The sequence below is a fragment of the Pseudomonas petrae genome (assembly GCF_021728295.1).
Lineage (GTDB): Bacteria > Pseudomonadota > Gammaproteobacteria > Pseudomonadales > Pseudomonadaceae > Aquipseudomonas > Aquipseudomonas petrae.
In genome coordinates, this window is record NZ_JAKJXE010000013.1 from 1 (window position 1) to 18855 (window position 18855).

Annotated in this window: 14 protein-coding genes and 2 pseudogenes; 6 read left to right on the forward strand and 10 right to left on the reverse strand. The window is 61.1% G+C overall.

Annotated features, from left to right (window positions below):
* From L4G42_RS20490 to L4G42_RS20520, 6 genes and pseudogenes are all read right to left on the reverse strand, one after another.
* Nucleotides 1-719, reverse strand: a pseudogene (locus tag L4G42_RS20490) (ABC transporter ATP-binding protein); the annotation flags it as partial.
* Nucleotides 720-1204: 485 nt separating this feature from the next.
* Nucleotides 1205-2005 carry an enhanced serine sensitivity protein SseB gene (sseB, locus tag L4G42_RS20500; RefSeq protein ID WP_237252430.1) on the reverse strand — a complete coding sequence of 267 codons (801 nt, stop codon included), beginning with the start codon at nt 2003-2005 and terminating at the stop codon, nt 1205-1207.
* Nucleotides 2006-2198: 193 nt separating this feature from the next.
* Nucleotides 2199-2441, reverse strand: a complete 243-nt coding sequence (locus L4G42_RS20505; protein WP_237252429.1) for a hypothetical protein — start codon at nt 2439-2441, stop codon at nt 2199-2201.
* A 12-nt stretch (nt 2442-2453) separates the two neighbouring features.
* Nucleotides 2454-2920: pseudogene (locus L4G42_RS20510) on the reverse strand (hypothetical protein).
* Nucleotides 2921-3035: 115 nt separating this feature from the next.
* A complete protein-coding gene (locus L4G42_RS20515) occupies nt 3036-4520 on the reverse strand; it encodes a mechanosensitive ion channel family protein (RefSeq protein WP_237252428.1) in 1485 nt (494 codons plus the stop codon).
* Nucleotides 4521-4959: 439 nt separating this feature from the next.
* The gene (locus tag L4G42_RS20520) at nt 4960-5721 is read right to left on the reverse strand and encodes an SDR family oxidoreductase (RefSeq protein WP_074892538.1); all 762 of its coding nucleotides are present in this window, start codon (nt 5719-5721) and stop codon (nt 4960-4962) included.
* A gap of 253 nt (nt 5722-5974) precedes the next feature.
* Here L4G42_RS20520 and L4G42_RS20525 point away from each other — a divergent pair, with 253 nt between their 5' ends.
* From L4G42_RS20525 to L4G42_RS20535, 3 genes are all read left to right on the forward strand, one after another.
* Nucleotides 5975-6979, forward strand: coding sequence for an NADP-dependent oxidoreductase (locus L4G42_RS20525; RefSeq protein ID WP_237252426.1), 1005 nt, complete (start codon nt 5975-5977; stop codon nt 6977-6979).
* A gap of 162 nt (nt 6980-7141) precedes the next feature.
* Nucleotides 7142-8485: a CDP-diacylglycerol--serine O-phosphatidyltransferase gene (gene pssA / locus L4G42_RS20530; protein ID WP_237259779.1), complete on the forward strand. Its 1344-nt coding sequence runs from the start codon at nt 7142-7144 to the stop codon at nt 8483-8485.
* 5 nt (nt 8486-8490) lie between these two features.
* Nucleotides 8491-9135 carry a TetR/AcrR family transcriptional regulator gene (locus L4G42_RS20535; protein ID WP_237252421.1) on the forward strand — a complete coding sequence of 215 codons (645 nt, stop codon included), beginning with the start codon at nt 8491-8493 and terminating at the stop codon, nt 9133-9135.
* A 460-nt stretch (nt 9136-9595) separates the two neighbouring features.
* On the opposite strand, the gene L4G42_RS20540 is transcribed toward L4G42_RS20535, so the two are convergent.
* The 4 genes from L4G42_RS20540 to L4G42_RS20555 all read right to left on the reverse strand — a co-directional run bounded on the left by L4G42_RS20540 (nt 9596) and on the right by L4G42_RS20555 (nt 15579).
* Nucleotides 9596-13177 (reverse strand): molybdopterin cofactor-binding domain-containing protein, encoded by a 3582-nt coding sequence (locus tag L4G42_RS20540; protein WP_237261165.1) that lies wholly within the window; start codon nt 13175-13177, stop codon nt 9596-9598.
* The gene (locus tag L4G42_RS20545) at nt 13174-13692 is read right to left on the reverse strand and encodes a (2Fe-2S)-binding protein (protein ID WP_237252417.1); all 519 of its coding nucleotides are present in this window, start codon (nt 13690-13692) and stop codon (nt 13174-13176) included. The genes L4G42_RS20540 and L4G42_RS20545 overlap by 4 nt, the downstream gene beginning before the upstream one ends.
* Before the next feature lie 139 nt (nt 13693-13831).
* Entirely contained in the window at nt 13832-14290 is a 459-nt protein-coding gene (locus tag L4G42_RS20550; RefSeq protein ID WP_237252415.1) for a MarR family winged helix-turn-helix transcriptional regulator, read from the reverse strand.
* A gap of 239 nt (nt 14291-14529) precedes the next feature.
* Nucleotides 14530-15579 (reverse strand): 2,5-dihydroxypyridine 5,6-dioxygenase NicX family protein, encoded by a 1050-nt coding sequence (locus L4G42_RS20555; RefSeq protein ID WP_237252413.1) that lies wholly within the window; start codon nt 15577-15579, stop codon nt 14530-14532.
* Between the two features lie 357 nt (nt 15580-15936).
* Here L4G42_RS20555 and L4G42_RS20560 point away from each other — a divergent pair, with 357 nt between their 5' ends.
* The 3 genes from L4G42_RS20560 to L4G42_RS20570 all read left to right on the forward strand — a co-directional run bounded on the left by L4G42_RS20560 (nt 15937) and on the right by L4G42_RS20570 (nt 18784).
* Nucleotides 15937-17085 (forward strand): FAD-dependent monooxygenase, encoded by a 1149-nt coding sequence (locus tag L4G42_RS20560; RefSeq protein ID WP_237259777.1) that lies wholly within the window; start codon nt 15937-15939, stop codon nt 17083-17085.
* Nucleotides 17082-17900, forward strand: coding sequence for an alpha/beta fold hydrolase (locus L4G42_RS20565; RefSeq protein ID WP_237252410.1), 819 nt, complete (start codon nt 17082-17084; stop codon nt 17898-17900). Before L4G42_RS20560 ends, L4G42_RS20565 begins: the two co-directional genes overlap by 4 nt.
* Nucleotides 17901-18136: 236 nt before the next feature.
* Entirely contained in the window at nt 18137-18784 is a 648-nt protein-coding gene (locus L4G42_RS20570) for an N-carbamoylsarcosine amidohydrolase (protein WP_237252408.1), read from the forward strand.
* Nucleotides 18785-18855: the final 71 nt, after the last annotated feature.

Consider the following 18855-nt stretch of genomic DNA (forward strand, 5'->3'; position numbering starts at 1 on the left):
AGCAACAACGGCGCCATGCCGAAAAGCTTCACTTCTTTGGTGTGCGACTCATGGGACAGCAATGCTTCCAGGTAATTTTGATGGCGCGTTTCCGGGGCTCGACGCTGAAACAGACGGAAGGCATTTCCGGAAAAATGCGTCTCGGCGAAGAACACCGGCAGCGCGCCGAGCACCAGGATCAGCAGCGCCCAAGGGGAAAAATGCACCAACAGCACCGCAAAGCTGACAAGCGAGATAAGGTTTTGCGTAAGCCCCAGGCCTTTTGTGACGAGGCCCAGTGGCCGGGTCGATGCATCCCGGCGCACGCGCACCAACTTGTCGTAAAAGGCCGAGTCCTCGAACTGCAGCAGCGAAAGGGTCTGGGCCTTTTCCAGGATCATCAGGTTGACCTTCTGCCCCAACTGCACCCGCAGTAGCGCCTGTTGCATTGAAAGCGCCCGTTGCGCCCCGGCCAGCAAAGCTAATACGCCCGCCTCGGCCAACACATAACGCAGGACGGGCCATACCGGCGCCTGGCTGCCATTGCCATGGATCTGCATCGCCTGAACCACCGCATCGACGATCCGCTGGCCGATCCAGGCGGCAAGCGCGGGTAAAATGCCGGCGATCAGCGTCGCCACGATCAAGCCGCCGAACAAGGGGCGGGAAGTCGCCCAGACAAGGCCGACCGCCCTGCCGCTCTGGGTTGAAAATGCAGTCAAACGATTGAACAACGACATTAAGGGCGCAGGCTCCGGGTTGTCTGTGACAGGGGATTGTACCGGCTAGGTCGGCCGGCTTCGCCGGTCTTGTTGATCGCTCCAGCGCGCTCTCCGGATGAGCCCGGTTCGCCCTGAAGGAATGAGTGATGCGGTTTTGGTAAATTGGTTAAGGCTATCAAGCTTTTAAGCAACACATAGCGCCGACTGTTCGCTCCCAATACCTATCGAAACAGGCTTTGACGGAGGTTCACTTCTCTTCCGACGCCGACCCACTGCAGACCTTTGGGGTATTGAAGCGATTTGCTCCTAAGTTCCATTCGTCAATCAGGCGGGTCAGAAACCGGAAGCCTTAGCCAAACGCCTCTTTCTCTAGCGCCTCAATCTGCGGGGGCAGATGGGTGATCAGTTGAATGTTGACCTGTCTCATGCATCGTCCTTAATGCGTGGAAACCTGTCTGGCTGAAGAGACCCTTCGAGCGCACCGCCATCAGCAATGGTTGATCTCACGCCTTGCCAATACCAAGCAATGAACGCAGCCAGCCTGCCGACTTCCTTTCATAGAAGGGTGTGGTTTCCTTGAGGAAGTAATCGCTGAGGCCTGATTCACCTTCGTGAACGCGATAGAGATCAACGGGATCGCCATCCGGAGCGGTATCCCCGGCAACGGCACCGGCTTCGCGCATGACCCGTTCAAAATCTCCGTCCGCTTCAATGCCAATGATGAGATGAGGCTTCTGATCAATCGATGCGTCATGCATCAACGCCAGAAATGCACGTTTTACATTGCGATGTTTGGCAAGTAACTGGGTGAGCGAGTTGACCATCCTCGACGGGTATTGCGACGGCTGTCCGAGCAGCACGTTCGTGTCTTTTTCAACCGTGCGCTGCACCGGCTTTTGGCCGATCTCGTCGGAAAGCAGATGGCGCACTTCCTCCGGCAAAAACTCTTTGCCGTAAGGAGACTTTGGGTTGATGACAAGAGGGCTGCCCAGTGTGATTTCAAACAGCGATCTGGCCGGAATTTCTACGTAGGACTCTTCGCTATCTATGGATGCTTGCAGTGTTTGCAATGAAGAGAAAAACGGGATCACAGCGGAGCCGTCAGCCTTGTACCAATTCGCGATGCTGATGTTGCTACCCGCTTCGAGTGTGACATGACCTTTGCCAGTCCCGGCAGTGCCGAGGACGTAGACGGTGGAACTCAACAGCGTCTTGAAAAAGTCAGGTCGATGGGCCGGCTCATCCGCCGCCAGCCTGAGTGATTGTTCGAGGGTGTTTTCTTGCTGGGTATCCATGATATCCATCCGTAGCTCCATCAGATCAGACAAAAATTGAGCGCAAACAGCGCGTAGTTTTCCACGCAACTGTGAAAACAGGAAGAACAGGACCCTAATGAATCTGAGGCATGCGAAGAGTCACCCTGAAAGGATTTCCGAAGAGCGCGCCGGCCTGGCCTTGGTGGACGAAGAACCAAATGCGGTTCGTTCCTGCCTCCCGTCAGCCAATCGGCTCGAACCGCCGCCGCTTCAGGAACAACCCTATTCCCAGCGCAACGGCAAAGATCGCCGACAACGCCAGGTCAAACCCCAATATACGGACCTGGCTTGCGGCAACGCAGCCAACCGCACCCACCGCCACCAGTAGCAGGGCGAGCCACTTGCGCAGCCTGTACGACTTAACAAACCGATCGAGCAGAAAGTACAGCACCAGGGCAATGACCATCTGGGTAATGTCGGACATGTGTTTCTCCCGTCAGGTCTTGATGATCAGCGTCGAACGGCTGCGCTGCGGGCCGATACCGCCGTTTACCTGCGCCTCGATGCTGACCAGCACGTCGCCTGCATGATAAGTGGGCAGGGTTTCGTTCACATACATACGCACACCGGCCCCGACAGGAACACCCACGTACGGGGAGGCTACATAAGAGGTGGCGCCAGCGAAGGCCGAGGCCGCAAGGTTAGCGATCCTGGTACGTTGGGCGTTGAGGGTATCGCCCTGTTGACGGGTCAGCGGCTTGGAGATGCCGATCATCATCAGGCACGGAAGGTTCTTGGCCAACATCCTGTCGTACAGCGGTTGACCTCATAGTGGGCGCTTCTCGCCTCACCAAAATGCAGCTCGCTGAGGCGTCCACGATCACTGTCGATGAGGGTGATCTGCGAGACGTTGAAAACGATTCCGTGATTGCCAATGTATTGGAAAGTCCCTTCGAACTTCATCGCACGCATCCTTTCGAGCCAGAGACGGGAATTCTCTACAAGTAGCGCATGGGGTTCAAATCATTTCACCCTGGCAAGGTGTATGCGGCCGCAAGACTTAGCCCAATCGGGCTTATCAGCTTTTCTTCTCTGTTTTTTTGTCATCAGACCCCGGGCCGCGAGTGACCTCAAACCGCCTCACATTCTTGCGCAACCAACTCATAAACCCACTGGCATCCGCAACCACCGGCTTAGCTTCCAACAACGCCGCCCGAGCCTTGACGCGATACTTAGCCAGCCCTGCCAACGCCCCAATCAATTCCGGATGCTCTACCAGCCACGGATCCAGATCGGCCTTGTCGATGCGATAAATCATGCAGTCGGTATACGCGCAGAAGCGCGCCAGCGTCGGCGTCGCGTCGAGGAAACCGGTCTCACCCAGCAGCTCGCCCGGCCCCATGCGGCCGACTTCGAGCCAGCCATCCGGCCGTTGCAGCGACGCCGACACGACGCCGGACTCGATAATGAAAAGCGCATCAGGCACCACCCCTTCAGCAAGCACGATGTCTTTCGCCGGATAAGCGCCCAGGCGCATGTGCTGTTCCAGTTGCGCACGGTCGGCATCGCTGAGCATGCGCAGCGCATTCACGGTATTGAGCACGGCAGACTGGCGGGTTGTGGGGCGCTGCTGGTCCTGGCGAGTTTCGGTCGACGCCAGTTGCCGATGAATCAGGTCGAACAGCTGATTGCGCACCGATGAACGCCGGTCCCGGGATTTCACGTAGCCGGTCACTTCGTATTCGACGATGCGCAGGCCGGACTTGACCACCACCGCCGACGGCGCGGGCTGGGCCAGTAATTCGCGGCAGCCGAGCAGCGCCTTCTCCAGGGAATCCAGCACCAGGCTGGGCCGCAAGCGCGTCGACAGTTCGATGGACAGGGTGACCGAATGGAAATGGTCCGGCCGGCTGAAGTTGACGATGCGAGTCTTGGCGGCCATGGCGTTGGGAATCACCGCCATGCTGCCTTCGGAGGTCAGCAGGTGGGTGGAGCGCCAGTCGATTTCGATGACTTTGCCTTCGATGTCGTCGACGCGAATCCAGTCGTCCACCCGAAACGGTTTGGTCGCGTTGAGGACGATGCCGGAGAACACATCGCCCAGTGTGCTCTGCACGGCGAGGCCGAAGATGATCGCCACGGCGCCGGAGGTCGCCAGCAGACCTTTGACCGGCAGGTCGAGCACGTAGCCAGCTGCCGCCACAGCCGCGACGAGGAAGATGATCGCGCCCATCACGTCTTGCAGCAGATGGCCCTTGCCGCCGATCCGCGGCTCCATGACCACGGTGGCGAGCACCGTCAGGGTCCGCGCGCCGAACAGCCACCAGGCGATGGTCAGAATCGTGCCGAGCACATGCCGGGGAACGGACCAGTCGGCGGGCACCGGATACAGCGGACTCAGCCCGCCATCGAGCAGCGCCATGCTGAACAGCACGAACAGCGCAAGCCGGCACGCCAGCTTGCGCCGCAGCCAGCGCGGCTCCAGCCATTGCCAGAGCGTAAGGTCGATGACCAGCAGCACGGCAGCGCTGATCAACGGATAGGCGAACCACAAATGATCCATCGATGTTCCCTGACGGTGGACAGCCCGTGGAGCTTAGCTGAATACCCTGCAGGGAAGTGTCGGTCACATCATCTGGGCAGCAATGGAGCGAATTGGGGCGAAGGCTGATGCTGGTGCTGATGTCAACTCTGAAGGAGCCGGCTTGCTGGCGAATGCGGGGGGTCAGGCGGCTGGATGTCGCAGCTGATATTTTTCGCGGGCAAGCGCGCTCCTACAGTTGATCTCGACAACATCCGAAATCTTCGGTGCACATGAATTTTGTAGGAGCCGGCTTGCTGGCGAATGCGGGGGGTCAGCGACGACGATTTTGACCAATAGACTGCGTTCGCCAGCAAGCCGGCTTCTACGGAGTGAGTTCGTCCGATCGTGGCCCGAAGTAAGTGAGCTCCTACGGAGTGAGCGGTGAGTCAGTCAACCGTGTGGAGAATGATCAGACGAATCAAAACGCCGTCACGCCCCCATCCACCGCCAGTGAGTGCCCGGTGGTGAACGCGGCGCCGTCGCTGCACAGGTAGAGCACGGCGGCGGCGATTTCTTCGACTTTGCCGATCCGCCCGACCGGGTGCATGGTCGCGGCGAATTCGGCCTTGCGCGGGTCGGCTTCGTGGGCGCGGCGGAACATGTCGGTGTCGATCACCGCCGGGCACACGGCGTTGACCCGTATGTGTTTCTTGGCGTATTCGATGGCGGCCGACTTGGTCAGGCCGATCACCGCGTGCTTGGACGCGCTGTAGATGCTCATTTTCGGCGCCGCGCCCAGCCCGGCGACCGACGCCGTGTTGACGATCGCCCCGCCACCCTGGGCCAGCATCAGCGGCAACTGGTATTTCATGCACAGCCAGACGCCCTTGACGTTGACGCCCATGATCGCGTCGAACTCGGCTTCGCTGCCTTCGGCGAGCCGGCCCTTCTCGATTTCGATGCCGGCGTTGTTGAAGGCGTAATCGACGCGGCCGTAGGCGTCCACGGCTTGGGCCATCATTTGCTGCACCTGGGCGTCCTTTGTCACGTCACACGGCAGAAACAGCGCTTCCCCGCCCGCCTGACGAATCAACTCGGCCGTGCCCTCGCCGCCCGCGCTGTCCAGATCCACCACCAGCACTTTCAGGCCATGTTCGGCAAACGCCAGCGCGGTCGCTCGGCCAATGCCTGCAGCGGCGCCGGTGACCAACGCGACCTGGCCGGAAAACGTCATGCTCATGGGTTCGTCCTTTTTTGTACTTATTAACGGAAGGTTCGGCAAACGCCTGTGATGCGCCGCAGCTTAGCGGTCGCGGCACAATCAGCGTCAGCACTATCAAGAGGCCGGTTGCCGGGCCATTGGCGGCGATGATGATCAAAGACGAGCGCCATCATCAGCATGGATCGGCGGGCATTCGGTGCAATGGCAATCCTTGCTGTCCGGGTCGTTCCGGTCTATCACTGCCGCTTCGCCGATAATCGAGAGCCCTGCCATGACCGCCTTGAACAACCGCCAATTCCTCCTCGCCCGCCGCCCGGTGGGTGCTGCCAGCCGTGAAGATTTTACCTTCCAGACCGTGCCCGTTGCCGATCTCGCTCCGGGGCAGATCCTGGTGAAAAGCGAATACCTGTCGCTGGACCCGGCCATGCGCGGCTGGATGAACGAAGGCAAGTCCTACATCGCACCCGTCGAGCTGGGCGCGGTCATGCGCGCGTTGGGTGCGGGCAAGGTCATCGAGTCGCAGCACCCGAAATTCGCGGTGGGCGATTACGTTCAGGGTGTGCTCGGGGTGCAGGATTATTTCGTCGGCGAGCCCAAGGGCTTCAACAAGGTCGACCCTAAACTCGTGCCGTTACCGGTTTACCTGGCAGCGTTGGGCATGACCGGTATGTCGGCGTACTTCGCCTTGCTCGAAGTCGGCCAGCCAAAAGCTGGAGACACCGTGGTCATTTCCGGGGCGGCGGGTGCGGTCGGCAGCATTGCCGGGCAGATCGCCAAAATCAAAGGCTGCCGGGTCATCGGGATTGCTGGCGGCAAGGAAAAGTGCCAGACCCTGATCGATGAGTTCGGTTTTGACGGCGCCATTGATTACAAGAACGAGGACATTCATGCGGCGCTGAAACGCGAATGCCCCAAAGGCGTGGACGTGTATTTCGATAACGTCGGCGGCGACATCCTCGATGCGGTCCTGACCCGCCTGGCGTTGAAGGCGCGGGTGGTGATCTGCGGCGCCATCAGCCAGTACAACAACAAGGAAGCGGTCAAAGGCCCGGCCAACTACCTGTCGCTGCTGGTCAATCGCGCGCGCATGGAAGGCTTCGTGGTGATGGACCATGCCGAACATTTCGCCAAAGCGGGAATGGAAATGGCCGGCTGGCTGGCCCAGGGCAAGCTGAAAAGCAAAGAGCACATCGTTGAAGGCCTTGAGACCTTCCCCGAAACCCTGCAGATGCTGTTCAAGGGCGAGAACAGCGGTAAGTTGATCTTGAAGGTGTGAGTTGAAGGTATGAGCTGAAGGTGTGAGCTGGAGGTGAAGCCTCAAGGTGTAAGCCGTCGCTGATAATCCGCTGAACAACTCACGGATAACGCTGCCAAAACCACCAGAGGGCGCACTCTGGTGTAAGCTCGTGCGCTGTTGATCCGACCCATCGAGAGGCTTATGCGGGCTCCCTTCCGACGTTCTACCCTTGCAGCGCTGCGTGGTTTTGAATCCTCCGGCACGGCGATCACGATTCTGCCGAGTGCAGCCGATTACCGGCAGACACTGCTGGCGAAGATTGCCGCCGCCACCCGGCGGATTTACATCGTTGCCCTGTACTTGCAGCAGGATGAAGCCGGCCAGGAAGTTCTCGATGCGCTATATGCCGCCAAGGCTGCGCGCCCGGAGCTGGACGTCGTCGTACTGGTCGACTGGTTCCGTGCCCAACGCGGCCTGATCGGCGCCGGCAAGCAGGCCGGGAACTCGGCGTGGTATCAGGCGCAGAACCTGGAACACGATCAGGAAGTGCCGGTGTACGGCGTGCCGGTGCAAACCCGCGAGCTGTTCGGCGTGTTGCACCTCAAGGGATGCGTTATCGACGATTGCGTGATTTACAGCGGCGCCAGCATCAATAACGTTTATCTGCACAAGCTCGGCAAATACCGGCTCGATCGCTATCACCTGATCGAAAGCAACGGCCTGGCCGACTCGTTCCAGCGCCTGGTGCAGCAGGACATTCTGCCGTCCGACGCGGTGCATCGCCTCGACCTGCCCTCACCCCCGAGTTCACGCAGCCTGCGCGGGGAGATTCGTCAGTTCCGCCAGCACCTCAAGCGCGCCAGTTACGACATCAACGATGGCGTCCGTGACAATGGCGAGCTGCGCGTCATCCCGCTGCTGGGCATCGGCAACAAGAACCCGCTGAGCAAAACCCTCTGCGACCTGATTGCCGCGACCGATGAGCAACTGACGCTGTGCACGCCGTACTTCAACATGCCGCTGGTGGTGAAGCGCGAGATCAATCGCGCGCTCAAGCGGGGCGTGAAGGTCGACATCATCATCGGCGACAAGACCGCCAACGACTTTTTCATTTCGCCGGAGGAGCCGTTCAAGGTGATCTCCGCGCTGCCGTATCTGTACGAGATCAGCCTGCGTCGGTTCATGCAGAAGCATCAGACGGCGATCGCCAGGCACCAGCTGAACATCCATCTGTGGAAAGACGGCGACAACACCTATCACCTCAAGGGGCTGTGGTCGGACGACCGCTACACCCTGCTGACCGGCAACAACCTCAACCCGCGGGCCTTTCAGCTGGACCTGGAAAACGCCGTGCTGATCGATGACCCCAAGGGCGAATGGCTGAAGCCGCGCGCGGAAGAGATCGCGTTGCTGATGCGCAACACCCATCGGGTGGGCAAGTTCGACGAGCTGGATACCCTGAGCGAATACCCGATTGGCGTGCGCACGTTTCTGCGGCGGGTCAGCCGGGTCCGCGTCGAGCGCCTGCTCTACCGGATTCTGTGAAGAGCATGGGCAAAAGCACCGGCGTGCGTGCGCAACAGGCCGATCAGACCCGGGCGCGCATTCTTCAGGCGGCGATCACGGTATTCACCCGCGACGGCTATTCCGGCGGGCGCATCGAGAAGATCTCCGCCGAGGCCGAATCCAACGACCGGATGATTTATTACTATTTCGGCAGCAAGGAGAAGCTGTTCGTCAAAGTGCTTGAGCACACCTACGAGCAGTTCAACCGCGCCGAAAGCCTGCTGTCACTGGACCCGTCGACGCCGGTTCAGACGCTGCGCCAGTTGGTGGCGTTCGTCTGGGACTATTACGTCAGCCACCCGGAATTCGTCGCCATCCTCAGCATCGAAAACTTGCACAAGGGCAGGCACGCGCGCCAGTCCGGTGAGCTTCGACGCCTGTCAGGCGAAGCCGTCGGCGTGCTCAGACCGATCATCGATGCCGGTCAGACGCAGGGTTTGTTTCGGCAGGACCTCGACATCAAGCACGTGTATTTGATGATCGCGTCGCTGTGCTACTTCTATAACTCCAACCTGCATACCCTCAGCTCGTTCCTGGGTCAGGACATGGCCGCTGAGGGGGAGCGCACGGACTGGCTGGCGTTTATTCAGGATTTGGTGATGCGTGGCGTCATGGTGTTGCCTCAGTAGCCTGATCGATAAAGCACCTGTAGGAGCGCGCTTGCCCGCGAATGCGGTGAGTCAGGCGCGTGGATGTCGCAGCTGATATTTTCGCGGGCAAGCGCGCTCCTACAGTCGAACCTGGCAATACCTGATGGCCGCGGCGTACGCAAAATCGATCTTGGGAGCGCCTCAAATCTTCGGCGGACGCATGACCTGTAGGAGCCGGCTTGCTGGCGAATGCGGTGGGTCGGGCGCGTGGACGTCATGGGCTGACAGTGTTCGCGGGCAAGCGCGCTCCTACAGTTGATCTCGGCAACATCTGCAATGTTCGGCGTACGCGTCATTTGTAGGAGCCGGCTTGCTGGCGAATGCGGTGGGGCAGGCGCGTGGACGTCATGGGCTGATATTTTTCGCGGGCAAGCGCGCTCCTGCAGTTGATCTCGGCAGCATCTGAAATCCCCAGCGAGCACCTTCAGTTTTTGTGGCGTTAGTGGGTGCCGAGATTGGCTTTCAGATGCGCCACTTTCTCCGGCAACCCCGTCCACTGCGGCTCATTCGGCGCGAAGCGGCTGCGCAAGTACGCGGCCAGGTCGCTGATCTGGGTATTGGACAGGCTGTCCTTGAAGCCCGGCATATAACCCAGATCCGCCGTCGCCGGTTTGTCGATCCCTTGTTGAATCACTTTGATCAGATTGTCCGGCAGCGTGCTGTGGACGTTGGTATTGGTCGCCAGCGATGGGCTCACGCCAAACAGCTTCGGCCCCAGACCGTCGGCATGACAACCCTGACACGAGCCTTCGAACACCCGCTGGCCATTGCTCAACGATTGGGGCGAAACGCTTGGCCTCTCTGCGAGACGGGCCTCCGTTGCCGGACGGGCATCGGCGCTGCCAGACACAGGCTCATTCAACGCCGCCAGATACACCGCAATCGCACGCACGTCACTCTTCGGCAGTTTCGCCAGTTCCGAGACCACCGGCCCCATCGGTCCTGCCGCGACGCCGTGGGCATCGGAATACCCCGTGCTCAGGTAATTGAACAACTGATCCTCGGTCCACGGCGTCGGCGCTTTCGACAGGCTGTTGAGCGCCGGCGCTTCCCAGCCGTCCACCGTGCCGCCTGCGAGAAACGACGTGCCGCCCTTCTCCGCCCCCAGCAGATCCCGGGGCGAATGGCAGGCGGCGCAATGCCCCAGACCGTTGACCAAGTACTGGCCGCGATTCCACTGAGCGCTTTGCTGCGGCTGCGTCTGCACCTCGCCGTTGCGCAGGTACAGCGCGTTCCAGCCGGCCATCAACGGCCGCACGTTGAACGGGAAGCGCATGTCATTGACGGGCTGCAGTTGGTTCACCGGCGTCTGCGACATCAGGTACGCATACAGCGCCTGCATGTCGGCGTCTTCGATGTTTCTGAAGGCCGTGTAGGGAAACGCCGGGTAAAGGTGTTTGCCATCACGACTGATGCCGTCACGCATCGCCCGCTCGAACGCCGGATAGGACCAGTTGCCGATGCCGGTTTCCGGGTCCGGGGTGATGTTGCTGCTATATAAAGTACCGAACGGCGTCTGCATCGCCAGCCCGCCGGCATTGCTGGCGCCAGTCGGGGCGGTGTGGCAGACCGCGCAGTCGCCGACCGCTGCCAGTAAACGTCCGCGTTCCAGGGTCGCCGATGACCAGGTGCCCGCTGCGGGCGGCGTAATCGGCGCGATTTCCGCCCGCCAGGGCAACGCCGTCGCAGCCATGCCCAGCAACGCGCCGAACGCTGCAAACAACGAACCGAACAGCCACTTCGAGCGCCTGGCTTTCGGCGATTGCGGCGGGTGGCTGTTGGATTCCACGCCAGCGCCGTTCAGCGCGGCAAGAATGCGTTCCGCAGTGATCGGCAGCTCGCGAAAGCGAATCCCGGTCGCGTCATACACGGCGTTGGCAATGGCCGCCGCACTCGGCACCGACGCCGACTCCCCTGCCCCCATGGGCGGTTCGGCCTGGCGCGGCATCATCAGGACGTCGACTTTCGGGACTTCCGGGAACGTCAGAATCGGGTACCCGCCCCACTCCTTGCTCGCCACCGTCGACTCCTCGAACGTCACCCGCTCCTTGAGCACGCGGCTGGTGGACTGGATGACGTTGCCGTGAATCTGATGCTGCACGCCGGCCGGGTTGACCATCATGCCGGCATCGTGGCCGATCACCACGCGGGTCACCGACACATCACCGGTGTGCTTGTCGATCGCCACGTCCGCAACCCACGCCGCCCACGCTGCGCCGCAGCCGGGAAACTTGCTGTGGATGTAGCGCGCGTAAGCAAAGCCTCGCCCGCGCAGCACCCCGTCTTCTTCCGGAATCTGCATCGGCTGGGTACGCGGCGTCCAGTCAGCCCGGGCAGCCGTGGCGCGGACCAGTTCGGCAGCGCGCTCGTCGTGCAGGTAGCGCAGGCGATATTCGATAGGGTCAACGCCGGCCGCGAAAGCCAACTCGTCGATGTAGGACTCATGAGCGAACGTATTGGGAAGCGCTGACACACCGCGCATCCACGAGGCCCGCACAATCGGCGCCATGTCGTGAATGGTGACGCGCATGTGTTCAATGTCGTACGGCGGGATCGAGGTGCGATCGCCCATTTCGAACATCGTCGCCACCGGTTCCACGCGCCCGGTCAGCAACAAGGCCAGGGTCGGCGAGTTGTTCGACGGGTAACGGGTGCTGAAGTCATAACCGGCGATGCCGCCATCGGCGTTGAGCCCGCCGTCGACTTCCATCAGTTGGGCGGTGCCTTTTGGCTCCCAGGCATGTTCCTGCTCGCGGGTCAGTTGCACGCGCACCGGCCGGCCCACGGCGCGTGACAGCAACACCGCATCGGCGCAGACATCATCGGCGCAATTGCGCCCGTAACAACCGGCCGCTTCCATGCGGATGATGTCGATGCGCTCTTCGGGGTATTCCAGCAGCCAGGCCAGATCGGCGCGCAGCATGTGGGGATTCTGCGTGCCGGACCAGACCCTAATGCCTTCTTCGCTGTAGTCCGCCAGCCCGCAGGAAGGTCCGATGGAGCCGTGAATCTGGTAGGGCCACAGATAGGTTCGCGTCATCCGCTCGCTGGCCTGGGCCAATGCGTCATCGACATTGCCCTGATCGAGCACCACCCGCTGAATGCTCGGGTTGTCGCGTATCGCCTGCTCGATGTTGCTCATGTCCGGCAACTGATGCCGCCAAGGCTTCCAGGTGACCTTGAGTTCACGCGCCGCCTTGGCCGCCTGCTCTTCGCGCATCGCCACGATGCCGACGAAATCGCGAATCACCACCACGCGGACGATGCCGGGAATGTGTGCGATAGAAGATTCGTCCACTTCCAGCAAGCTGGTGCCGACGAAGTCGCCCGTGTCGTAACCGGCGTAGGGCGGTCGTACGACGCGACCGTGGAGCATGTCCGGCAAACGCATGTCGTGCACGTAGGTCAATTCGCCAGTGGCCTTGCCCGGAATGTCGACACGGGCGGCGCCCTGCCCCACCAGCTTGTAGTCCTCCAGCCGCTTGAGTGGCGCGTTGCCGGAGATGCGCAGCTCGACCCGCTGATCGACCAGCAGTTGACCAAACGTCAATTCGCGCCCGTCCTGCGCCTTGATCACCCCGCTTTCAATGACCAATGAATCCACACCGACCGCCCAGTGCTGCCCGGCCTGTTGCAGCAGATAGCGCCGCGCCTCGGCGGCAGCATTGCGCAACGGAATGGCGGAGATCTGCAGAGTGGCGCTGGCGATGGTCGCGCCCTGATTCGGCGCACGCTCGGTGTCGCCCAGAATCATCGTCACCTGATCCATCTGCAGGTCCAGCTCTTCGGCGACGATCTGCGTCAGCGAGGTGCGGATGCCGGTGCCGAGGTCGACATGGCCGTTGAAGGCATAGACACGGCTGTTCTGATCGATGGCGATGAACAGCCCCAGCTCCATGGGCCGGACCGTTGGCGTGCCGCCTTTGGCGACCGGACCGGAGGGCGGCAGGATGTCGTCGACGATCAGCAGCACGCCATTTTGGGCGAGCAATTCATCGCGCGTGGGCAAGGTCTGGGTCATTGGACGGAATCCGGGCTGGGCTGATGACGTGCGGCACGCATGACCGCACTCAGGATTTCCAGGTGTGTGCCGCAGCGGCACAGGTTGGCCGACAGTTCGTTGCGGATCTGCGTTTCGGTGGGGTGCGGGTTGCGGTCGAGCAAGGCTTTGGCGGTCATGATCATGCCGTTAATGCAGTAGCCGCATTGCGCGGCCTGTTCATCGATGAAGGCTTGCTGCACCGGATGCGGGCGGTTTCGCGTGCCGATGCCCTCCAGCGTGGTGATCTGCCTCCCTTGCGCGCCTGCCAGCGGAAACACGCAGGAACGTGCGGCGACGCCGTCGATGATCACCGTGCAGGCGCCGCACTCGCCCAGCCCGCAGCCGTATTTGGGGCCATTGAGGTGCAGGTCGTTGCGCAGGATCAGTAACAGCGGCGTGTCAGGCATTGCCGTGACGCGTGTGGTCTGACCGTTGACGTTCAGGGTCACGGTCTTCTCCGCCGCCCGCGGCAGCTCGCTCGTGTCAGCCTTCATGTGTTACCCGCTGTAGCTTGCATTTGATGAAGTGATTACTTCATGAAACGAGAGCAGGAAGCATGCCAGCGGAGAAACGGCTGTAGGACGTTGGAGTTTTCCGGATGGATATGACGCCTGACGAGGGGGTCAGGCGGCGTTATTCATCGCCCTCATCGATCAGCTTGCGCAGCAGAAACAATACGGCCACGCGTTCGGCGGGGTTGAGTTTGCTCAGGGTCAGCTCACTGATCTGCGCGGCGCGGGGCACGGTTTCCTGCACCAGTTGCAGGCCGCTGTCGGTCAGGCTGCAGATGACTTTGCGGCGATCCTGCGGGTCCGGCTCAAGGCTGATCAGGTCCCGGGCTTTCAGGCGATCGACGATGCCGCGAATGGTCGCCTGATCCACGGCCGTGGCCTTGACCAGCTCGGTTTGCGAACTGGGGCCGTGATCACGCAACGCGCACAGGGTCACGAACTGCACCGCCGTGAGCTGCGAATCGCCGACATTCTGCTGGAAGATCGCCAGATGCCGCTGGTAGGCCTTGCGCAGCAGATGGCCGACTTGCTCGGAAAAGGTGTAGGACGAATTGTTATTGGAAGGGTTGTCAGTGGACACGGATGGCTCGTTCGGCAGGATCTGAAAAGTGGTGGCTACAGTAACGTCTGCGGGGGTTGAGGGGAATCTTCGGAATGAGCGCGTTTATTCGCCCAGACATGCGCGGAGGGATAAGGCGATATGAACTGTAGGAGCGCGCTTGCCCGCGATCGCGGTGGGTCTGTGACGTGAATGTCGTCTGACACACCTTTCGCGGGCAAGCGCGCTCCTACAAGTCTGCGGTGGGATGGAAATCTGCCTCAGGCCTTCGACGCCTCGGGCGCCACCACTTCGCCGGCCAGCACCACGGCCTGGTCGTCGAGATAAATGTCGCAACGACGCAGCGGGATATCCAGATGGCACGGGGTTTTGCGGGTGCCGCCGACTTCGGTGTTCGGCCCGGTGGAGAAAAGGAAATTGCCATAGAACGCCCGGGCGTCCATGCACATGCCGTCGTTCTTGTCGTGCAGGCCCATTGCCGTCCACTGGGCGCGGGGTTGCAGGCCCCAGCCGATGTGGGAAATGCCGTAGACCTCCGGGTCGTTGAAGTACTTCAGGTAATCGCGCAGGTATTCAGCCTCGAATCCGCCATGAATCCCGGTGATAAAACCCTTGTCGATTTCCAGGGTGATCTGCTCGCGGGAGTAGGTTTTGAACGGCAGCACGATGTCGCCGACATCAATGACCAGCGTGCCCTCGGCGGTCTCTTCGTTGGGCCAGGAAAACAGAAAACCGCTGGGCCAGTGGTCCCAACGGCCCGGCTCGTCAGCGAAACCGTATTCGGTGACGGAAGGGTATTGCCCCAGTTGCGCACGAAAATCGCTGCCGGCGCGGGACTTCACCTGAATCGAGCGCGCCGCCTTCAGCACCTGTTCGGCGGCCAGCACCCGTTCCTTGTCCGCCACCGTCGGCAGCATCCGCGCCAGCACTTCCGGGGGCTCCACCGCCAGCAAAATCCGCGTGCCGGTCTTGAGGATCTGCTCCTGCTCCGGCGAGTGCAGCAGCATCATCGTGTCGACAATCAGGTCAGCTGCCTCAAGGGCACGTTGCGCCGCGACGTTGCCGGTCAGCGCGGTGTCGCCGCAGTAGGCGGTCATGTCGTTGCCCATGGCTTTGGGATGATTGAACGAGGGCAGCTCGACCGCATAAACCTTCGCGCCCAGGCGTTGAGCGGCGTCCATGGCGGCGCGCACCGTGCGCGCATCGGAGTAGTGGCTCTTGAGCACGGCCACGCTCTGGGTCGCATCCACTTTCGACAGTGTCAGGACGTGCTCGAACATCTGGGTCAATTCGCAATCGCTAACCGGCATCTCTTTTTTCCTCTCGGGGGATGACCGGTCGGATGCACCATCGCAAGGCATCGCGCATCAGACCGGTGCATTTTTAAAGCGTACACACTTATTTAAAGCGATAAGACATCAATCCGGACGCCGCTGCAATAGGCACGCCATAGTGTTACTCGACCACACAAATCCCTGCATATTAGGGTTACAGAGGGTTACATGCCTGATTGCGACGTCGGCTGACGTTTCTGGAAATATCGGTTCACTTTTAAAAATATGAGCGTATACACTTTAAAAACCCAGCGACGCGACAGACCCGTTTCGCCTCGCCGTCATCCAGAGCTCCTGTCATTCAGAACTCATGAACACGAAGGAATGCGCGCCATGCCAACCCCGCAAAAAATCGCCATCGTCGGATCCGGTCTGGGAGGCGCTGCGGCTGCGACGCTGTTGCAGAAAGCCGGCTTCCAGGTCGACATCTACGAGCAGGCCCCCGCGTTTTCTCGCATCGGTGCCGGGATCCACATGGGCCCGAACATCATGAAAATCTTCCGTCGCATGGGCATCGAGCAACAGCTGAGCGACATGGGTTCGCACCCGGATTTCTGGTTCAGCCGCGACGGTGCAACGGGGGATTACCTGTCGCGCATCGCCCTTGGCGAGTTCTCCCTCAAGGAATACGGCGCGGCCTACATCACCGTGCACCGTGGCGATTTGCATGCACTGCAGATGTCGACACTGGCGCCGGGCAGCGTGCATTTCAGCAAATGCCTGACCACCCTCGAAGAACGCGACAACGGCGTGCGTCTGAATTTTGCCGACGGCACCCACGCCGATGCGGACATCGTGATCGGAGCAGACGGCATCAACTCCAAGATTCGCGAAGAGCTGCTGGGCCATGAGAAACCGCTGTATAGCGGCTGGGTCGCCCACCGCGCGCTGATCCCCAGCGAGGTGCTGACCAAATACAACCTGAATTTCGAGAACTGCGTGAAGTGGTGGAGCGAGGACCGTCACATGATGGTTTATCACACCACCGGCAAGCGCGATGAGTACTACTACGTGACCGGCGTGCCCCATGCGGCATGGGATCTCGAGGGTAATTGGGTCGACAGCAGCCGGGACGAAATGTACGAAGCCTTCGCCGGTTATCACCCCACCGTGCAGGCCTTGATCGAGTCCACCGAGAGCGTGACCAAGTGGCCGCTGCTCAACCGTAATCCGCTGCCACTGTGGAGTCGCGGCCGCCTTGTTTTGCTCGGCGACGCCTGCCACCCGATGAAGCCGCACATGGCCCAGGGCGCCGGCATGGCCATCGAAGACGCGGCCATGCTGACCCGCTGCCTGCAGGAAACCGGCCTCACCGACTACCGCACCGCGTTCCAGCTCTACGAAGCCAATCGCAAGGAACGCGCCTCTCGGGTGCAGGCGGTTTCCAACGCCAACACCTGGCTGCGCACCCAGGAAGATCCGGCCTGGGTCTACGGTTACGACCTGTACGGCCAGGAGCTGAAATCGGGGGTGGCAGCGTGAGCACCTTCATACACGGCGGCAACGTCCACGCTAACGGCATCCGTCAGCATTACCTGCGCTACGGCGGCGACAAACACTCCGGCAAACCGGCGCTGATCCTGATCCCGGGCATCACCAGCCCGGCGATCACCTGGGGTTTCGTCGCCGAACGCCTGGGCCATTCTTTCGACACCTACGTACTGGATGCGCGCGGTCGCGGGCTTTCTTCCACGGGGCCGGATCTGGATTACAGCGTCGACACCTGCGCCGATGACATCGGGGCGTTCGCCGCCGCCATGGGCATCGACAGCTACCACTTGGCCGGTCATTCCATGGGCGCGCGTTTTGCGGTACGGGCTTCGGTTCGTTGTCCGCAGGGGCTGAAAAGCCTGGTGCTGATCGATCCGCCGGTGTCCGGTCCGGGGCGTCGTGAATACCCGGCGAAGTTGCCGTGGTACGTCGACTCGATCCGCCAGTCGCAACAAGGCATGAGCGCGGAAGACATGCGCGCGTTCTGCCCGACCTGGACCGACGAGCAACTGCAGCTGCGCGCCGAATGGCTGCACACCTGCTACGAACCGGCCATCGTGCGCGCCTTCAATGATTTCCATGACGTGGATTTCCATCAGGACCTGCCGAAGCTGCCTGTCCCTGCCCTACTCATCGTCGCTGAGCGCGGGGGGGTGATTCAGGCGGAAGACGAAGCCGAGATCCGACAGCTACAACCGAACATTCTGATTTCGCGAGTGGAAAACGCCGGGCACATGATCCCGTGGGACAACCTGCCGGGGTTCTTTGCCGCGCTCGGGGATTTTCTGGGCATGCCGCTGGCTTGACACAGAGGAGTACCGAATATTTATGTCAGGCGCTGGACTTGTAGGAGCGCGCTTGCCCGCGAAGGGATGCTCCAGACACATCACCGCCAACTGACCCGGCGCGTTTCGCGGGCAAGCGCGCTCCTACAGGTGTCCTGCGTTGACAAGAATCTCCGTGCTCAGGCCGGGGGCCGTTCAGGATATTTATCTAGCGCGACGCCAAATCGACTTCAATCCTATTGAACGAGGTAAACGCAATGACCGACCCACAAAGCGCAGACGCCAACTATCAGGGCGTCTGGGGCAATCGCATCGGTTTTGGTGCAAAACCGGCCCTGTTGATGATCGACTTCATGCAGGGCTACACCCAACCTGGCGCGCCTTTATATGCGCCGGGCGTGGTCAGCGCCGTGGCCGAAAGCGTCGAGCTGCTGGCCTGCGCGCGGGAACACGGCATCGCGGTGGTGCACACCAACATCCGCTACCACCCCACGCATTTCGCGGACGGCGGCATGTGGGTGAAAAAGGCGCCGGTGATGAAGGACATGGTCGAGGGCAACCCGCTGGCCGTGTTCTGCGACGCCGTGCAGCCATTGCCCGAAGAGGTCGTCATCAGCAAGCAGTACGCGAGTTCGTTCTTCGGCACGTCACTGGCATCAATGCTGCACGCCCAAGGGATCGACACCGTTGTGCTGGCCGGGTGCTCCACCAGCGGCTGCATTCGGGCGACAGCGGTGGATGCCGTGCAGCATGGTTTCCGGACCATCGTGGTGCGCGAATGCGTGGGCGACCGGCACCCCGATCCCCATGAAGCGAACCTGTTCGACATCGACAGCAAGTACGGGGATGTGGTCGGCAAGCAAGAGGCAATGACGCAAATGCGAGCGGCAAGCGGTAAGCGATGAGCTGCAAGTGAAGAGCAGACGCGCATGGCTTGGCGCTTGCCGCTTCTCCCCCATATGACAACGCCGCAAAC